Here is a 16,257-nt window from a genome sequence, read left to right as displayed (position 1 = left end):
TGCAGACCTACATCTAGTTTAGCACAGGAGTTGCTTTTATCTGAAGATATTCCCTCCACCTGCAGAGCAGGTGGTTTATTTTTACTGTGACACAACAAGGCAGGGACCCGCACAGCATTTGCCGCGCGTTCCCTGCCTTTTATATCAGCCTATTTCAATACTTCCATTTATTTCCATATTTCTCAATCACTCATCCCAGTTGTGATATACGGCCTGGACATCATCATCCTCGTCCAGCAGATCCAGGGTCTTATTCAGCTTTTTGATATCTTCCTCATCAGTCAGCTCCACCCATGTCTGGGGGATCATGGTCACGGAGGCTTCCATCATGGGAATGTTCTGGGCTTCCAAAGCCTCGCGCACAGCGCTGAAATCATCCGGTGCCGTGATCACTTCATAGCTGTCCTCCTCCTCGGCGAAATCCTCTGCGCCTGCGTCCAGAGCAATCATCATCAGCTCATCAGGATCCATCTCGCACTCTTCCTTATCAATGATGATCTGTCCCTTCTTGTCAAACATGTAGGACACGCTTCCCGGAGTACCTACATTGCCGCCGCCCTTGGTAAAAGCGCTTCTTACATTGGCAGCCGTACGGTTCTTATTGTCAGTCAGTGTATCCACGATGATGGCTACCCCGCTTGGTCCATATCCCTCATATGTAAGGATTTCATAGTTAACGGAAGCGGCATCTCCGGCAGCCTTCTTAATACCGCGGTCAATGGTATCGTTGGGCATGTTGTTGGCTTTTGCCTTTGCGATCACATCGCGCAGCTTGCTGTTGTTGGCAGGATCCGCTCCTCCTTCTTTTACGGCAACGGCGATCTCACGTCCGATCACTGTAAAGACCTTACCTTTAGCAGCGTCATTACGCTCTTTCTTATGTTTAATGTTGGCAAATTTTGAATGTCCTGACATTGGTAAAACACCCTTTCCTTGTTCTTCTTTTTATCGGTTCTTCTACTTGAAAATACAGCCCAAGCCGTATCTTATACACATCTTTTCTATCTTAACATGATTTTTTTTATATGGCAAGCAAAAAATCCCGGGCCCCGGCCTCATGTGTGCCTTCGCATATATCCTCACTCATGGCTTCATGGATGTCTTCACTTTTACGGTACTTCCACCGCCAGGTTCCTCAGCCATTTTTTCTGCCGGTACCGTATATATCCCAGGATTGCCTTATACACTTCCTCCAGCATCACCAGGCCATACACCGCGTAGATGGGCAGATGCCACACCAGGGCTCCCAGAAAGGCCAGGGGAACTCCGATCACCCACACGCCGCTGGTGTCCAGGAAAAGACACATCTTTGTATCGCCGCCGCTTCTCAGCACACCCACCACATTCACATAGTTAAACATCTTGGCAGGCATATAAGCAGCAAAAATAAGGATGCACATATTCACGTCCCGCCCCACCTCTGCCGTAATATTGTAAAGGCTGATAATGGGCCATCGGATCCCGATCACCACCATGGCTGCGGCCATGGTGACAATAAACTGCAAAATAAAAAACTGGGTCGCATATTTCTCAGCCCGTTTCAATTTGCCTGCCCCCAGCTCATTGCCCAGGATAACGGCCGTTGCCGCGCTGAGCCCCTGGAACAGGACCACCACAATGTCCTGTATGGTGGTGGCAATGGTAATGGCCGCCACCGCCTCATCCCCCATACGGCCATAGGCCAGGGAATACATGGTGGTTCCCAGCCCCCACATGAACTCATTGGCGATCACAGGAGCCGAGGTGGCTGCAAACTTCCTGACAAAGGCAGCCGGCCATCCAAATAATTGGGTAAACCCGCAGGCAATGGGCATTTTCTTAATGTACACATACCCCAGCACCAGGCCGATCTCAATCACACGGGCAATAAAGGTGGCTATGGCAGCGCCCTCCACCCCCAGGGCCGGAGCCCCGAACTTTCCAAAGATCAGCACATAGTTAAGGCAGATATTCACGGCAATGGCAATACAGCTGCTGATCACAGGGAATACCACCTTGTTCACGGCCCGCAGCATTGCCACATACACGTTGGTCAGGGCAATAAAGGGATATGTAAGGGCGGCCAGCCTAAGATATTTTGCCCCCAGCGCGATACTGTCCTGACTGGTGGTGAAAATGCGCATCACAAACTGCGGGGCGGCAATGGCCGGCACCACAAAAAACAAGGCTCCCCCCATTGCCAAAAGCAGGGAAAGTCCCAATACCTTTCTTATGTTCTTTACATCCCCGCTCCCCCAGAACTGGGCTGCCAAAACTCCGCTTCCGCTTACAATTCCAAACACCAGAAGGGAAAATACAAAAAAGACCTTATTAGCCAGTCCCACGGCCGCTATGGCCGTGGCTCCCAGGGTGCCGATCATCAGTGTGTCCACCAGGTTCACCACCGTGTTCAGCATGCCCTGCAAAGCCACCGGACAGGCGATCATAAGGGCCTTTCTTAAAAATCTGCTGTCACGAAACATCTCCTTCGTGCTCTCTGTCAGGCCTCTCATACTTATCTTCCACCAAACCTTTTCCCAATCTGTCTGATCGGGGATTTTCTTTTTCTTTCTCACTGTCTCCACGCTCCTGGGACAGGCGCTTAAACACCAGGACGCTCTCGATCATCTTATTGCCGGCTTTTATCACCTCAAAGGTATATCTGCCGAAATCCACCCGTGGATTCTCCCCCTCCTGAGGAATCCGGTCCAGACGTGATATGAGGTACCCGTTCAGGGTATCATATGTATCGCTGTCCTCCTCAGGAAATTCAATGTCCAGTACCTCCATCACATCATCCAGAGGCGTCAGGCCGCTCATAATATAGGAGCCGTCCTCTGCTGCCGTGATGAAATCTTCCTCCTCATCATACTCATCCAGGATGTTTCCCACGATTTCTTCCAGGATGTCTTCCATGGTGAGAAGTCCGGCAGTCTGCCCATATTCATCCACCACAATTTCCATGTGTATCTTGCCTGACTGCATCTCCTTAAACAGGGTATCAATGCTCCTTGTCTCAGGGATAAAGTTAGCCTCCCTTAAAAGTCCGGGGATCTCCATCAGCGGCTTGTCCTTGTATTCTGCCTTCTCCACGCAGACCATTGCATCCCTCATATGGAGGATCCCGGTAATGTCGTCAATATCTTCCCTGTACACCGGGTAGCGTGTGTTAATCCCCTCGTTTAGTATAAAATCCACTGCCTCCTTAAGGGGCATGGTTCCGTCCAGCGCCGTCATGTTGGTGCGGTGGGTCATGATATCCGATGCTTCCTTGTCCCCAAGTTCAAAGATGTTGGTGATCATCTCCGTCTCGTCCGCCTCCAGGACCCCCTGCTCATGGCCTTCATTTACCATGGACATAATATCTTCCTCAGTTACATTGTCATCATCATCCGTGATCTCCACCCCAAAGAGTTTCAGCACCAGGGTGGATAAAAGTGTGATCAGCTTGGTCAGGGGCAGAAATATCCCTGCGGTAAAGAGGACAATGGGAAGCATATGATAGCCCCATTTTTCCGGCTCCTTTGCAGCCAGACGCTTGGGGATGATAATACCAAAACTGATGATGATCAGCAGCAGTATCACGGTCACCACAGCCATAAACAGGATCTGCTCCCACCACGCGGAATCCAGATACCACGGGGTTGCAGCCGTACCTGGTTTCCACCAGGCCAGAGGCTTGAATATATGGACATGTCTCATAAGACCATTGACCTGGACAGGGAGAATAACTGCTCCTGTGATCATTCCGATCAGATGGGTCGTGATCTGAATGGTGTGCACAAAACGCCCCGGCCGGTTGACAATCTCAAGCAAACGGGCCGCCTTCCTATTCCCCTCCTCAGCTTCATCCTCCAGTCTGCCTTCGTTTACATTCTGGATCGCTGCGCCGAAACCGTAAAACACGGCCTCCAGCAGGATAAAACCAATTAAAACCAGTATACTGACAGGCGAATAACCATCGTCCATAATTGTAGTAAGACTCCTTTCATACTCATGCTGCATCCGCTTTTCATTCCCAAAATGCCTTTCACGGAAATGAAAAAACAGAGCAACGCCCCTTAAATTCACGGCATAACTCTGCTTATCATAACATTTTTCTTATATTTCGTCAATGGCGCCCGGGCGTGTTTGGGAAATGCCCCTCCCGGCACCGGGGAATGCAGCCATCCCCGTCTGGAACCGCCTGCCTATGTATGCAGTTCCAGGCTTATCATCAGAGCCTCATCCACCCTGTGCTGCAGCTCCTCGTCTATATGGCATATCTTCTCCTTCAGCCGCTGCTTGTCAATAGTCCTCAGCTGTTCCAAAAGAATAACGGAGTCCTTGATCATGGCACACCGCCTGGTATTCAGCTCCACATGGGTGGGAAGCTTGGCTTTGTTCATCCTGGATGTAATAGCCGCACATATCACTGTTGGACTATGTTTATTGCCCACATCATTCTGGATGATCAGCACCGGACGGACCCCTCCCTGCTCGGAACCCACCACGGGCCTTAAATCAGCATAATAAATATCTCCACGTCTGATAATCACATCATTCACACTCCGTCAATTTATTCAACCTTAGTATTGACCATATTTGACTTGTGTATACATTTCTTCCAGTGCACTGCAGCTGCACACTGATATAATATGATTCAGACCTTCATTTGGAGCATGGTAGGCTTTTACATATATCCAAAGCCTTCATAAATATCATTAAAATAATCTTTTTTGCCAATGATCCGATTGTCTCTCAGATAAACTCTGGGCACGCGCTTTCCAATGCCGCAGATGATCTCATAATGGAAACCGCCGCTTATTTCTGCCAGTTCCTCCACGGAAATACATTCCTCCCCATCCCTTCCAATAAGCGTCACCTTATCATCCTCCGAAGCATCGGGGATATCCGTCACGTCCACCATAAACTGGTCCATACACACACGTCCCAGTATCCTGGCCCTCTGCCCCCGAACCAGCACGGATCCTTTGCCTGAAAGGCTTCTAAGGTAGCCATCCCCGTATCCCACCGGTATGGTGGCCACGCGCATGGTCCTGTCGGCCACAAAGGTTCCCCCGTAACTCACCTGGTCTCCGGGCTCAATGGTCTTTATGTATGTGATAAAGCTTTTTAGTTCCATGGCGGGCATAAGCTTTACCGCGTCCCTGCCCACCTCATCAGAAGGGTAGAGCCCGTAGATGGAAATCCCGGCCCGCACCATGTCCAGTCCGTTGGATTCCAGGGATTCCACAATCCCGGCGCTGTTGGAGCAATGGCGGATGGGGATGGTCACATCCCTGGCCGAGAGCATGTCCACAAAATCCGTATATGCCCTGTATTGGGCGGTGTATGCGGTCTTATCCAGCTCATCCGCCTTTGCAAAGTGGGTGAACATCCCTTCGATACAGACTCCTCCCAGCCTGCTCATCCTGTACACCATGTCCGCGGACCTTTCATCGGGCTTCATGCCGATCCGGTTCATCCCCGTATCCACTGCCAGATGGATATTGGCCTTTTTTCCCATCTTCACCGCGGTGTCGGAAAGCTTCCTCACCTCCTCGTACCGGAACATAGCCGGACGGATATCATAGTGGACCAGTTCCTCAAAACGGCTCTCATGGGTCACACCCAGTATCAGGATCATTTTCCGGATCCCATGACGGCGCAGTATAATGCCCTCATCAATGGATGCCACCGCATATCCCTCCACATACGGGTCAATGGTCCTGGCCACGGGTACTGCCCCATGGCCGTATCCGTCCGTCTTGACCACACCCATCATGGCAGTGGACGGAGGCAGGTTATCCCTCATGGCCTTCATGTTGGCTGTCACTGCATCCAGGTTTATGGCCGCATATACTCTGCTGTATGGTTTCATTTTCAATGCCTCCTGTTATTCATGCGCCACGGACTTCATGGCTGCTCCGATACAATCTGCCAGATCGGAAGCCAGAAGGCTGTGCTGTCCTATTTTCCCTGCTGCCTGCTCACCCGCACGCCCATGGAGATACACCCCCATAAGCGCGGCCTGTTCCTCCTCCATCCCAATGGCGGCCAGTCCGGCGATGATTCCGGTAAGCACATCACCGGAACCGGCTTTTGCCATGGCGCTGTTGCCGCTGGAATTCACATAGAGGGTGCCGTCCTTTCCCGCCACCACGGTGGCCGCATCCTTGAGCACACAGGTGATCCCGTAACGTCCCGCGTATTCCAGGGCGGCTCCTGTGAGGTTTTCTTTGACGGCATCTATACTCTCACCGATGAGGCGGGCCATCTCTCCCAAGTGGGGGGTGATGATGATATTTTCCGTAAAATAAGTGGTGAGATATGGATGTCCTGCAATGGCATTAAGGCCGTCCGCGTCAATAATGACCGGCACAAAGGCACTGGTCAGTATATCTTCCACCAGATACTCCACATAAGGTTCGCTTCCCAGCCCGGGCCCCAGCACCACCACATCAGCCCAGTTCATCTGTTCCTCTATCATCTTCTTAAACTCTTCCCTTCCCTGGATCAGCTGGTCCGAGGTGTAGGTGGCAATGATGGCTTCCGGCAGCCGTTCCTGAAGGATCTGGCGGTTTTCCTCCACTGTGAGCAGTTTCACAAGCCCCGCACCGGTGCGGTAAGCTGCCAGGGCGCTTAAATACGCTGCACCGCACATGTTTTTGGACCCTGCTGCGATCAGGACCTTCCCAAACGTCCCCTTGTTGGAATAGGCCGGGCGGTCCGGAATCAGACACAGGTCGCTGCTTTCATAAGTAAGCCCATACCCGTACCCCTCCTCCTGATCCCTCACGGCATCCAGGGCGCTTTCCGGAAAACCGATGTCGCAGACCCTGACGGTTCCCGCATAGGCACGGCCCGGATAGAGGGCGGTTCCCATCTTCTCCCATCCAAAGGTCACTGTCACATCCGCCTTCAGTGCCATCCCCATGACCTGGCCTGTGTCTCCATGGATCCCGGAGGGAATATCCACCGCCACTGTATGGGCGGCATGCCGGGCCTCCAGCATTTCCATACACTGCCTGTATTCCCCCTCAATGGGGCGGCTCAGTCCAACGCCGAATACCGCATCGATCAAAACAACGCAGTCCTCTCCCGCCGCTTCCTGCCACGGCCTCATCTGCATTCCCAGGTTCCGGGCAATGGCGGACTGGGCCAGAAATTCCGCAGTCCCACGGTCCGGATCCCCCACCACAAACAGGCTGGTTTTATATCCCTTCAGGTGCAGCATCCTGGCAGCCGCCACACCGTCCGCCCCATTGTTGCCCGTGCCGCACACGGCCCAGATCACATCCGCTTTCCCGGCAGTCTCCTCAACCGCCCGGGCCACCCACATGGCCGCCCGTTCCATCAGCACCATGGAGGGCACTCCAATGGTGTTGATCGTATAGGCGTCAATCGCCTTCATCTGTTTTGCCGTTACCAAAGTTCTCATCCCCGCTTACCTCCTCGCTATGAGCACTTAGAGACCGTATTGGGGTCTCCCGGAAATCAAAAACCGGCAAGCAAAAAGGTACTCTCCTTTGCTTGCCGGCTGTTTCTTACTTTGACGTTTTCCCTTCGATTTCCGCCTGATCGTTCATACTGCAAACCCTGTATGACAAACGCATCAGACTTTCGGACAGGTGTACATTCTCCACCACCACATCGTCCGGAACCACCAGATCAGTATGGGCAAAGTTCCAGATAGCTTTAATGCCGGCCTTTACCAGACGGTCTGCGATCTCAGACGCCTTTGTCTTTGGAATGGTCAGGGCTGCGATCTGAATTTCGTTCTCCTTGATAAAAAACTCCAGATCATCCACAGACCGGATCTCAATTCCGCGGATCACAAGACCAATGAGCTTTGGATTGATATCAAACATACCCTTGATAACAAATCCACGTCTCTCAAAATTCGTATAGTTGGCAATAGCCTGGCCCAGGTTTCCGGCACCGATAATAATCAGGTTGTGCTGCTGGTCAATTCCCAGAATCTTTGCTATCTCAGCATACAGGTACTTTACATTATATCCGTATCCCTGCTGTCCGAATCCTCCGAAATTATTAAGATCCTGGCGGATCTGTGATGCCGTCACCTTCATCCTGGCACTCAGCTCATTGGAAGATATGCGCTCCACACCCTCTTCAATCAGCTCTCCCAAATAGCGGTAATAGCGGGGCAATCTTGAAATTACCGCCTTCGATATCTCTTTGCGTTCCATCGTGTTCCACCTTCCCCTTACGCGTTTCTCTGATACATCAAAATGATCCAGATAACAGTATCTAAATCATACCTAATGGTTCTATTATAAACAAGCGTCAAAAAAATGTCAAACACGTTTAAGTATGTTCTTGAAAAAAATATCCTCTTATATTATACTGATGAGTGCAAAATAAAGAATTTTTGACAATAAAAAGCCTAAAAACCTCACAACATACAGCGAAACATTTTCGCATACAGGCGCCCCCAACCCAGGCGCTGAGTGTCTGGCACAAAGGAGTTACCCATGATTTTATCATGCAGCAATATAACCAAATCATTTGGAGAAAAACATATTTTAAAGCAGGTATCCTTCCACCTGGAGGAACATGAAAAGGCCGCCATTGTGGGCATCAACGGCGCGGGCAAATCCACCCTGCTTAAGATCATCATCGGAGAACTGTCCGCAGACCAGGGCGTGGCAGCCCTTGGCAAAGGCACCTCCATCGGCTATCTGGCGCAGCATCAGGATCTGGACAGCGAAAGCACCATCTATGACGCACTCTTAGAGGTAAAGCGCCCCATCATCCAGATGGAGGAACGGATCCGCAGCCTGGAGCTGGAGATGAAATCCGCCACCGGCGATGTACTGGAGTCCATGCTGTCCGAATACAGCCGCCTGAACCACTCCTTTGAGCTGGCCAACGGCTATGCTTACAGGAGTGAGATTACCGGTGTATTAAAGGGCCTTGGATTTGAGGAGGAGGAATTCACCAAACACATCAACACCCTTTCCGGAGGGCAGAAAACCCGCGTTTCCCTGGGCAAGCTGCTTCTCACCAAGCCGGATATCCTGCTTTTGGATGAGCCTACCAACCACCTGGATATGGAATCCATCGCCTGGCTGGAGACATACCTTAAAAGCTACAGCGGCAGCGTCATTATCGTGGCCCATGACCGGTATTTCCTGGACCGGGTCGTCACAAAGATCGTGGAGCTGGACAATGGAACAGCGACCGTATTCTCAGGCAACTACTCTGCCTACAGCGATAAAAAAGCCATGCTTCGGGATGCCAGAATCCGGGCATACTTAAATCAGCAGCAGGAGATCAAACACCAGGAAGAGGTGATCACAAAGCTCAAATCCTTTAACCGGGAGAAATCCATCCGCCGGGCTGAAAGCCGGGAAAAAATGCTGGAAAAGATAGAGAGGTTGGAAAAGCCGGTGGATATTGATGATTCCATGGATATCCGCCTGGAACCGGATGTGGTCAGCGGCAATGATGTTCTGTCCGTCACTGACCTGAGCAAATCCTTTGGCAGCCAGACCTTATTTTCCAATGTGGATTTTGAGATAAAACGCGGGGAGCGGGTTGCCATTATCGGCAATAACGGTACGGGCAAGACCACCCTTTTAAAGATTATCAACGGCCTCCTGGACGCTGACAGCGGTGAGATCCGCCTGGGCTCCAAAGTCCATGTGGGTTACTATGACCAGGAACACCAGGTCCTTCACATGGAAAAGACGCTGTTTGAGGAAATACAGGACACCTATCCCAACATGAACAATACACAGATCCGCAACACCCTGGCCTCCTTCCTCTTTACCGGAGATGATGTGTTTAAGCTGATCAAAGACTTAAGCGGCGGCGAACGGGGGCGCGTATCCCTTGCAAAGCTGATGCTCTCCGATGCCAATTTCCTTTTACTGGATGAGCCTACCAACCATCTGGACATCACCTCCAAGGAGATACTGGAGAGCGCCCTGTGCCGGTATACAGGAACCGTGCTCTATGTGTCCCATGACAGGTATTTTATCAACCGGACGGCCACCAGAATCCTGGATCTGACCAGCCGGTCCCTGATCAATTACATTGGAAATTACGATTATTACCTGGAGAAAAAAGAGGATGTGGAAGCTGCATTTGCTGCAAGGAACCCATCCCCTGCCTCACCTTCAAAGGAAGGTCCGGAAGCGGCACCTTTTGCCGGCTCCCCTGCCAGCGATGTGAAAATGGACTGGAAAGCCCAGAAGGAGGAACAGGCCAGGATCCGCAAACGCCAGAATGAGCTTAAGAAAACAGAGGATTCCATCCATGCCCTGGAAACCAGGGACAGCGAGATTGACGGTCTTCTGGCCCAGGAGGAGGTTTATACCGATGTGGCCAGGCTGATGGAGCTGAACAGGGAAAAGGAGGAGATCGCATCCCGGCTGGAGGAATTGTACCAGCGCTGGGAAGAACTGGCAGAGGATTAAAAACACGGACGGCTCACCGCCAAAAGAGGCGGGAGCCTTGATCGGAAGGAAAGGCGAAGGGAGTCATATTATGAAATTAAAACGGATGTTTGCTTTGGCCGGAGTGGTGCTTTTAGGGGGACTGTTTGTGCTTGCCATTGTCCTGGCAGTGACAGGCGCCCCCAAAAACCACCTGATGGCAGTAATTTTTTCCATGGTGTTCATACCCATCATCATGTTTTCCATGGGACTGATGACACGGGTCTTAAAACCCTCCGATCCTCCGGAACCATTGGATGGACCAGACGGGGAGCCAAAGCAGGAGGAAGACCTTACAATTGAGTAGGAGGCGGTGATTGACCGCCGTCCTCTCACACCACCGTGCGTCAGACTGTCTAACGATAAGGTTTTCAGTCTAGATGTACGATGCTTTTCCTTTTGTTTTTTTGTATTCCGCATATAAAGCACTATAATTAAGTACAGTGTATAAATCCCTGCGCTGGCTTCGGCTCCTTTGGGGCTTCCAGAAAACAGCCAGTTCTTACGCCCTATCGTAAAGGGACGGATGCAGTTTTCAGCAAGATTGTTTGAGACAGCGCAGTTCCCGTCCAGCAGATAATTCATCAATCCGTTTCTCTGGTTGAAGGCATAGCTAAATGCCTCTCCAAGTTTGGATTTTGGAAGGATTCCGGCAAATGCCTCTTCCGCCCACGACCAAAAGGCCTCTAATACAGGCATTTCCTGTATCAGACGCTGTTCCTTCCTGCTCTGGGGAGACAGGACTTCCAGTTTTTTCTCAATCTCAAACACCTTATTGATGTAGCTGATGGCCTGTGCCGGAATCGTTGTTTCCCGGCTTTCCGTATCGTTCGCAAGAGCATCCACAAAGTATCTGCGAAGGTGTGTCCAACAATAACATCTGGTAATCCCGGATACTTTTTCATAGCCTTTATAAGCATCTGTGGTGTTCTTCCTTCCGGCTTCACCCAGCACCTGTACCGGCGTCTCGTCAATGTGCAGGTATCCCTGTTCCAGAAGTCTTTTCCGTAAAAGCCCGACAATCGGAGACAGCCAGTCCCTACTCGTCTTACCAGGTCAGGAGTGTATTTCCCACCTTTGATTCTCTCGATAAGTTCTTTCTGATTTTCTCGAAGGTACGCGCCTATTTCCTCCACGCTCATACCATCGATTCCCGGCGCTTCCTTGTTTGCCTTCACTCTCTTATAAGCTCTGTTTAGATTATCCTTGTCCAGTATCTTTTCCAAAAGTTCCGGCTGTGCACTGTCCCTTTCCTTCCATATCCGGCGGAAAGAACGGTGCGCTCTCACATCCCCTTCACGTTCCGCGCTATCTCTCGATAGTGGTTATCCCTTTCAGGACATTCCGTACAGACCTCCCCGGGTACCACACGTTTCTTTCTCTCCATCCATCTGCCACATTTACCATACATGATTCCGTGTAGTTATTGGGCTTCGGCTTGGCTCGCAGTCTTACCCTCATGCATAGCCTGATGTGATTTCTGTTCGTCAGACCAGAGATTTGCCCGCGGGTTAGTATATTCCCCACATCCGGCTTTCTTCAGATTCCACCTCACGATGGACACCCTTGCCTTCAGCTATATCCTTCCCACTACCGGGCGGATTCCAGACTTTCACCGGTTAAAAACGTGCGCCGCCGGGCGCACGAGAATAAAAAACAAGAGAACATACAGGGGGGAATCCCCTATCTGGTATGTTCTCCTGTTTTTTATTTTTTCCTAAATGTCTCTCTTAGCATGTTATAGAGAAGATAAGCAGCAATGCCGCATCCCCCTCCAATGATTATCACATCAAGTACTGTATATAGCATCATTTCACCTCCTACTTATCATCTTCTCCCCTGTAAGTTAATGGGCAGGCTACAAACAAGGCTATGGTGGAGCAAGCCAGCCCAAACAGGAAGTGGCTGATTCCCAGAGGTGAACCCATTAACCAGTAGCCGACCGTGGATATCACAGCAACTGCGATCGTAATGGCTGCTCCTCTGGGGTTTGTCTTTTTCCAAAAAAACATTCCAAGGAAAATGGGGATCAATGCAGCCACGCATGGTGCACCTACATCTTCCATGATTGTAACAATGGAAGTTCCCTGATATCCCACAATAATGGCCAGAATTGTAAATACGATCAATGAAATACGCTGAATCTTCAGCACATCAGAACCACTCATGTCACGTTTCAGACGTACTGCCACATCCCTGGTAAATGTTACGCTGGTAGCCATGGCAACCGATGCCGCGGTTCCCATAACAGCTGCCAGAAGTCCTGAAAGAAGGAATGCACCTGTTAAATCCCCTGTCATCTTATCGATCATTGCAGGGATAATGGAATCGGAAGTCCCCAGTTCTGGGATCAAAAGAATGCCCATGATACCGATCAGACCGGCAAAAATCATATATGGAAGGTAGATCAAAAGAGCGGCTGTCAGGGTTGCTCCCTTTGCCTCATGTGCATTTTTGGCACCGCATATTCTAAGGAAGTTTTCATTGTTGATCATACCCACCAGACCGAAGTATAAAAAGGTGGAAATCATGGGGACTATACCCATGGTGGTCAGGCTCTTCTGATCCGCGCTCAGATTAAGAGCAAGTCCATGGGTACCGCCGATCTTCATCATGGCAATAATAGGCGTGATCACCATAACTGATATGATCATAATGCTGACATTCAGTTTATCCGTATTCGTGGCAGCTACCATTCCGCCTACTACCGAATAGATCATCATAATGACACTCATGATAATAATTGCATTCAACAGGCTGAGGGACGGTATGAAAATCTGAAGAATGGTTCCAAGGGAGCGTACCTGTCCTGCCAGTATTCCGAATACCTGTATGATGGTCAGTATGCAGATCATATTTGCAACTCGCTCACCCAGACGGTTCCTTATAAGTTCAGGTATCGTTGTGACATTGGCTTCCCTGATCTTTTTGGCAAAGATAAGTCCTGAACATATAGCCCCTGTGGCTGCTCCGAATCCAAGGATCATGCCGGAAAAACCATACATATAGGTCATACTGGCCACGCCCATAGTGGCGCCGGCTCCAATCTGTGCAGATGCCATGGAGTACACATTAGTCCAAAATGGAATTTTCTTTCCTGCCGTAGCAAAATCTTCTGCTGTCTTTACCCGCTTGGCACTGACAAATCCTATGACCAAGATAGCAACCATGTAAATAAATGCAACAAGAACTTTCGCCATATTACGCCTCCTTCACAAGTTTACGAATCCCCCGCTCCATACGGTCAAGGCCCTCTTTAAGGATTTCTCTGCTGGTAGCCAGGCATATTCTTACATGCCCTTCCGACCCAGGTCCAAAGAACTGTTTTCCGCCGGGAACAATTGCCAGTTTCTCCTCTTTCTTTAAATATTCCACCAGTTCCTCTGAGCTCATGGGAAGTTCTGATACATCCGGGAATATAACAAATGTAGCCTGAGGCCTATAGCATTTTACTCCCGGTATCTGATTGAGGCGTTCCAATGCATAGTCCCGGTTGGACTGAAGATGGGCTACAAACTGGTCCAGCCATCCGTAGCACTTATCCAGGCAGGCAATTGCCGCAATCTGGGACAGTGAAGAGATGCCGCCTATAGTGGTATCAACCAGGGATGCCTCCACCAGCTTTTCAAAAATATCCTCATCCTGACAATAAATGCAGCCTGCACGTAAGCCGGCAATCCCAAAGCTTTTTGAAAAGCCAAATACGGAAAGTGTCCTCTTATTCCTTGCCTTTCCAAGGGAACAAATGCTGTTAAACTCTGCATCAGAATACACGATATCCGACCAGATCTCATCATTCATAATGTAAAAACCATACTTCTCTGACAGATCCAGAAGGTATTCCAAATCCTTTACCGGATAAACCTTTCCAAGGGGATTGTGGGGATTGCAAAGTCCCAGCATCTTTGTCTTTGGTGTGATATAGCTTTCAATATCGCTGAAATCTATGGTGCCATCCTCACGAAATTTCATGGGGAACAGATTTACCTTTGCACCGGCTGCTTCCATACTTGTCTTAAACAGAAAATCAACCGGGTCGAACACAAGGGCCTCATCTCCCGGGGTCAAAACAGCCTGAGCAATGATGTGCATTCCACGCGCAGCACTGTCCACCGGCAGTACCAGCTTTGGGTCAATATCCTCGTTCTTTCTGTTTTTTACTGCTCTTGCCAGACTCTCCCCAAATTCAGGGAACCCTCTTTTGGGAGTATAAGAAAAATACCCGCCTTTTATATATTCGATCAATGAATCCGCAATCTCCCTGGGAGCCGGAAAGTCCGGATCTGCTGCTGTCAGCGGAATCATCCCCTCTTCCACTTCCGCCCATCTCATGTTGTATGCGCGCTTTTTCAGGACCTCCAAATTAACTTCACTGTTTGTAAAGCTGTTCATCGTATTCCTCCTCATCCTTTTACTTTAACTGTTCACTTTTCAGCAATCACTTCTATCTCACACAAAAGCCCCTTGGGAATGGATCTGACTGCCACACAGCTCCTGGCTGGCTTAGACGTGAAATATTCAGAATAAACCTCATTAAACTGCTGGAAGTCATTCATATCCGCCAAAAAGCAGGTTGTCTTCACGACATTTTCATAGGTTAGGCCCGCTGCCTCCAATATAGCGCCTACATTCCTGCAGCTCTGTTCTGCCTGGGCTTTAATTCCATCAGGCGCCTGTCCGGTAACGGGATCCACTGGAATCTGACCGGATGCATACACGAGATTCCCTACCTCATATGCCTGTGAATACGGGCCAATTGCTGCTGGTGCCTTTGTTGTGGAAATTACTTTCATCTTTTTCCTCCTTTATGAATTATTTATATTTTGTTTATATTTTATTAATTATTTTTATCTATTTTTATTATAACAATGAATTTTAGTTTAGTCAATCTACAGATTTAATAATTTTTTTTTTATTAATTTGGCAAAAAAAGAGAGAGCAAGGATTCCCTGGATCAAATCTTTGCTCTCTTTTAAACTTTACCTATGTTCATCTTTTATATACCTAAGGTGCATGTACACCGTATTTTTTGAAATATTCAGCTGGCTGGCAACATAATCCACTGAATTCTTCATATTAAAGATTCCCTGATTATATAACATACGGATAATATTCCGGTTTTTCAGAGATGGTAAGATAGAGGGATTACATGATACTGCCTGCCTGGCGCTAGCTACCGCATCCTCCAGAAGGCCATGGCTGCTGTCCAAAAAGACCTCTGCCTGCGCTCCCGCGCCGGAGCCATTTCCCTGAGTAAAGACAGAGAGGAAATCAGCCAACGGCATGTTTAAATAAAAATTAATGCACAAAAGTCCAATGGTTCGGTCATTCTCTCCGCGTATCACGATAGTCGCAGACTTTAAAGGTTCTCCCTTTTTATTCTGTGTGAAATACGAAATGCCTGTCTGGTTTTTATTTTTCTGTATCTCATCCAGCATTTCCAGTGCCAGGTTGGTGATGGGGGCCCCTACCCGTCTTCCTGTGTGATGTCCATTGACAATTTTAATAACTGACTGTTCCAGGTTCTCAAGACTGTGAAGTACGATTTCACATCCCTCTCCCAGGTAATCAGCCAATCCATCCAGCACAGTGTCATATGATTTAAGTATTTTCCTATCCGTTTCTGTCAGCTTCATTCATTCAACCTGCTTCTTTTATGGTAATAACATAGTATCATTTTATTCCACATTTTTTTTTAAGTCAACTCTACTTTAAAAAATCACTTGAAAAGAACAAGACAAAAGTCAAGACCACCGGCTTAGCCGGTGGCTTGTTCTGCCCCTATAAGGGGCTGTTACCTGCTTGCGCCCGGAAGGCGCACTGAAAAGTCTGC

At 49.3% G+C, this 16,257-nt stretch carries 13 protein-coding genes and 2 pseudogenes; 2 read left to right on the top strand and 13 right to left on the bottom strand.

The genetic code is table 11. The features are described 5' to 3' along the window. Window positions 1-186: 186 nt before the first annotated feature. From ABID13_RS28000 to ABID13_RS27970, 7 genes are all read right to left on the bottom strand, one after another. Window positions 187-915, bottom strand: coding sequence for a YebC/PmpR family DNA-binding transcriptional regulator (locus ABID13_RS28000; RefSeq protein WP_007864116.1), 729 nt, complete (start codon window positions 913-915; stop codon window positions 187-189). Between the two features lie 194 nt (window positions 916-1,109). Further along, window positions 1,110-2,492 carry an MATE family efflux transporter gene (locus ABID13_RS27995; protein WP_007864114.1) on the bottom strand — a complete coding sequence of 461 codons (1,383 nt, stop codon included), beginning with the start codon at window positions 2,490-2,492 and terminating at the stop codon, window positions 1,110-1,112. After that, on the bottom strand, window positions 2,452-3,948 hold the full coding sequence (locus tag ABID13_RS27990) for a hemolysin family protein (protein WP_007864112.1): 1,497 nt from the start codon (window positions 3,946-3,948) through the stop codon (window positions 2,452-2,454). The genes ABID13_RS27995 and ABID13_RS27990 overlap by 41 nt, the downstream gene beginning before the upstream one ends. A 221-nt stretch (window positions 3,949-4,169) precedes the next feature. After that, a complete protein-coding gene (locus tag ABID13_RS27985; RefSeq protein ID WP_007864109.1) occupies window positions 4,170-4,517 on the bottom strand; it encodes a type II toxin-antitoxin system PemK/MazF family toxin in 348 nt (115 codons plus the stop codon). Between the two features lie 134 nt (window positions 4,518-4,651). Next, window positions 4,652-5,842, bottom strand: coding sequence for an alanine racemase (gene alr, locus ABID13_RS27980; protein WP_007864106.1), 1,191 nt, complete (start codon window positions 5,840-5,842; stop codon window positions 4,652-4,654). A 15-nt stretch (window positions 5,843-5,857) separates the two neighbouring features. Further along, complete coding sequence (locus ABID13_RS27975; protein ID WP_048931384.1) at window positions 5,858-7,402, bottom strand: NAD(P)H-hydrate dehydratase; 1,545 nt, start codon at window positions 7,400-7,402, stop codon at window positions 5,858-5,860. 106 nt (window positions 7,403-7,508) lie between these two features. Further along, window positions 7,509-8,171 carry a redox-sensing transcriptional repressor Rex gene (locus ABID13_RS27970; protein WP_007864102.1) on the bottom strand — a complete coding sequence of 221 codons (663 nt, stop codon included), beginning with the start codon at window positions 8,169-8,171 and terminating at the stop codon, window positions 7,509-7,511. Between the two features lie 285 nt (window positions 8,172-8,456). Here ABID13_RS27970 and ABID13_RS27965 point away from each other — a divergent pair, with 285 nt between their 5' ends. Beyond that, complete coding sequence (locus ABID13_RS27965; protein WP_007864100.1) at window positions 8,457-10,406, top strand: ABC-F family ATP-binding cassette domain-containing protein; 1,950 nt, start codon at window positions 8,457-8,459, stop codon at window positions 10,404-10,406. 70 nt (window positions 10,407-10,476) lie between these two features. Further along, entirely contained in the window at window positions 10,477-10,731 is a 255-nt protein-coding gene (locus ABID13_RS27960) for a hypothetical protein (RefSeq protein WP_082174032.1), read from the top strand. Window positions 10,732-10,865: 134 nt separating this feature from the next. Here the strand turns inward: ABID13_RS27960 and ABID13_RS27955 are convergent. The 6 genes and pseudogenes from ABID13_RS27955 to ABID13_RS27930 form a co-directional block, all read right to left on the bottom strand. Then, a pseudogene (locus ABID13_RS27955) lies at window positions 10,866-11,465 on the bottom strand (IS66 family transposase); the annotation flags it as partial. Further along, a pseudogene (locus ABID13_RS27950) lies at window positions 11,465-11,713 on the bottom strand (group II intron reverse transcriptase/maturase); the annotation flags it as partial. The pseudogenes ABID13_RS27955 and ABID13_RS27950, both read right to left, overlap by 1 nt. A gap of 531 nt (window positions 11,714-12,244) precedes the next feature. Beyond that, a complete protein-coding gene (locus tag ABID13_RS27945) occupies window positions 12,245-13,624 on the bottom strand; it encodes a sodium:solute symporter family protein (protein WP_045093259.1) in 1,380 nt (459 codons plus the stop codon). Between the two features lies 1 nt (window position 13,625). After that, window positions 13,626-14,816 carry a pyridoxal phosphate-dependent aminotransferase gene (locus ABID13_RS27940; RefSeq protein WP_007864092.1) on the bottom strand — a complete coding sequence of 397 codons (1,191 nt, stop codon included), beginning with the start codon at window positions 14,814-14,816 and terminating at the stop codon, window positions 13,626-13,628. Window positions 14,817-14,848: 32 nt separating this feature from the next. Continuing rightward, complete coding sequence (locus tag ABID13_RS27935) at window positions 14,849-15,217, bottom strand: RidA family protein (RefSeq protein WP_007864090.1); 369 nt, start codon at window positions 15,215-15,217, stop codon at window positions 14,849-14,851. Between the two features lie 186 nt (window positions 15,218-15,403). Next, a complete protein-coding gene (locus tag ABID13_RS27930; RefSeq protein WP_007864088.1) occupies window positions 15,404-16,060 on the bottom strand; it encodes a helix-turn-helix transcriptional regulator in 657 nt (218 codons plus the stop codon). Window positions 16,061-16,257: the final 197 nt, after the last annotated feature.

Origin of the sequence: Enterocloster citroniae (assembly GCF_040545455.1) — a bacterium.
Lineage (GTDB): Bacteria > Bacillota > Clostridia > Lachnospirales > Lachnospiraceae > Enterocloster > Enterocloster citroniae.
The sequence above is the reverse complement of the archived record's forward strand: the minus strand, read 5'-3'. Positions and strand labels throughout refer to the sequence as shown.

Coding starts and splice junctions, on each gene's coding strand:
- ABID13_RS27995 (WP_007864114.1), bottom strand. CDS start 2,492: ATGAGAGGCCTGACAGAGAGCACGAAGGAGATGTTTCGTGACAGCAGA.
- ABID13_RS27930 (WP_007864088.1), bottom strand. CDS start 16,060: ATGAAGCTGACAGAAACGGATAGGAAAATACTTAAATCATATGACACT.
- ABID13_RS27935 (WP_007864090.1), bottom strand. CDS start 15,217: ATGAAAGTAATTTCCACAACAAAGGCACCAGCAGCAATTGGCCCGTAT.
- ABID13_RS27990 (WP_007864112.1), bottom strand. CDS start 3,948: ATGGACGATGGTTATTCGCCTGTCAGTATACTGGTTTTAATTGGTTTT.
- ABID13_RS27975 (WP_048931384.1), bottom strand. CDS start 7,402: ATGAGAACTTTGGTAACGGCAAAACAGATGAAGGCGATTGACGCCTAT.
- ABID13_RS27960 (WP_082174032.1), top strand. CDS start 10,477: ATGAAATTAAAACGGATGTTTGCTTTGGCCGGAGTGGTGCTTTTAGGG.
- ABID13_RS27940 (WP_007864092.1), bottom strand. CDS start 14,816: ATGAACAGCTTTACAAACAGTGAAGTTAATTTGGAGGTCCTGAAAAAG.
- ABID13_RS27965 (WP_007864100.1), top strand. CDS start 8,457: ATGATTTTATCATGCAGCAATATAACCAAATCATTTGGAGAAAAACAT.
- ABID13_RS28000 (WP_007864116.1), bottom strand. CDS start 915: ATGTCAGGACATTCAAAATTTGCCAACATTAAACATAAGAAAGAGCGT.
- ABID13_RS27970 (WP_007864102.1), bottom strand. CDS start 8,171: ATGGAACGCAAAGAGATATCGAAGGCGGTAATTTCAAGATTGCCCCGC.
- alr (WP_007864106.1), bottom strand. CDS start 5,842: ATGAAACCATACAGCAGAGTATATGCGGCCATAAACCTGGATGCAGTG.
- ABID13_RS27945 (WP_045093259.1), bottom strand. CDS start 13,624: ATGGCGAAAGTTCTTGTTGCATTTATTTACATGGTTGCTATCTTGGTC.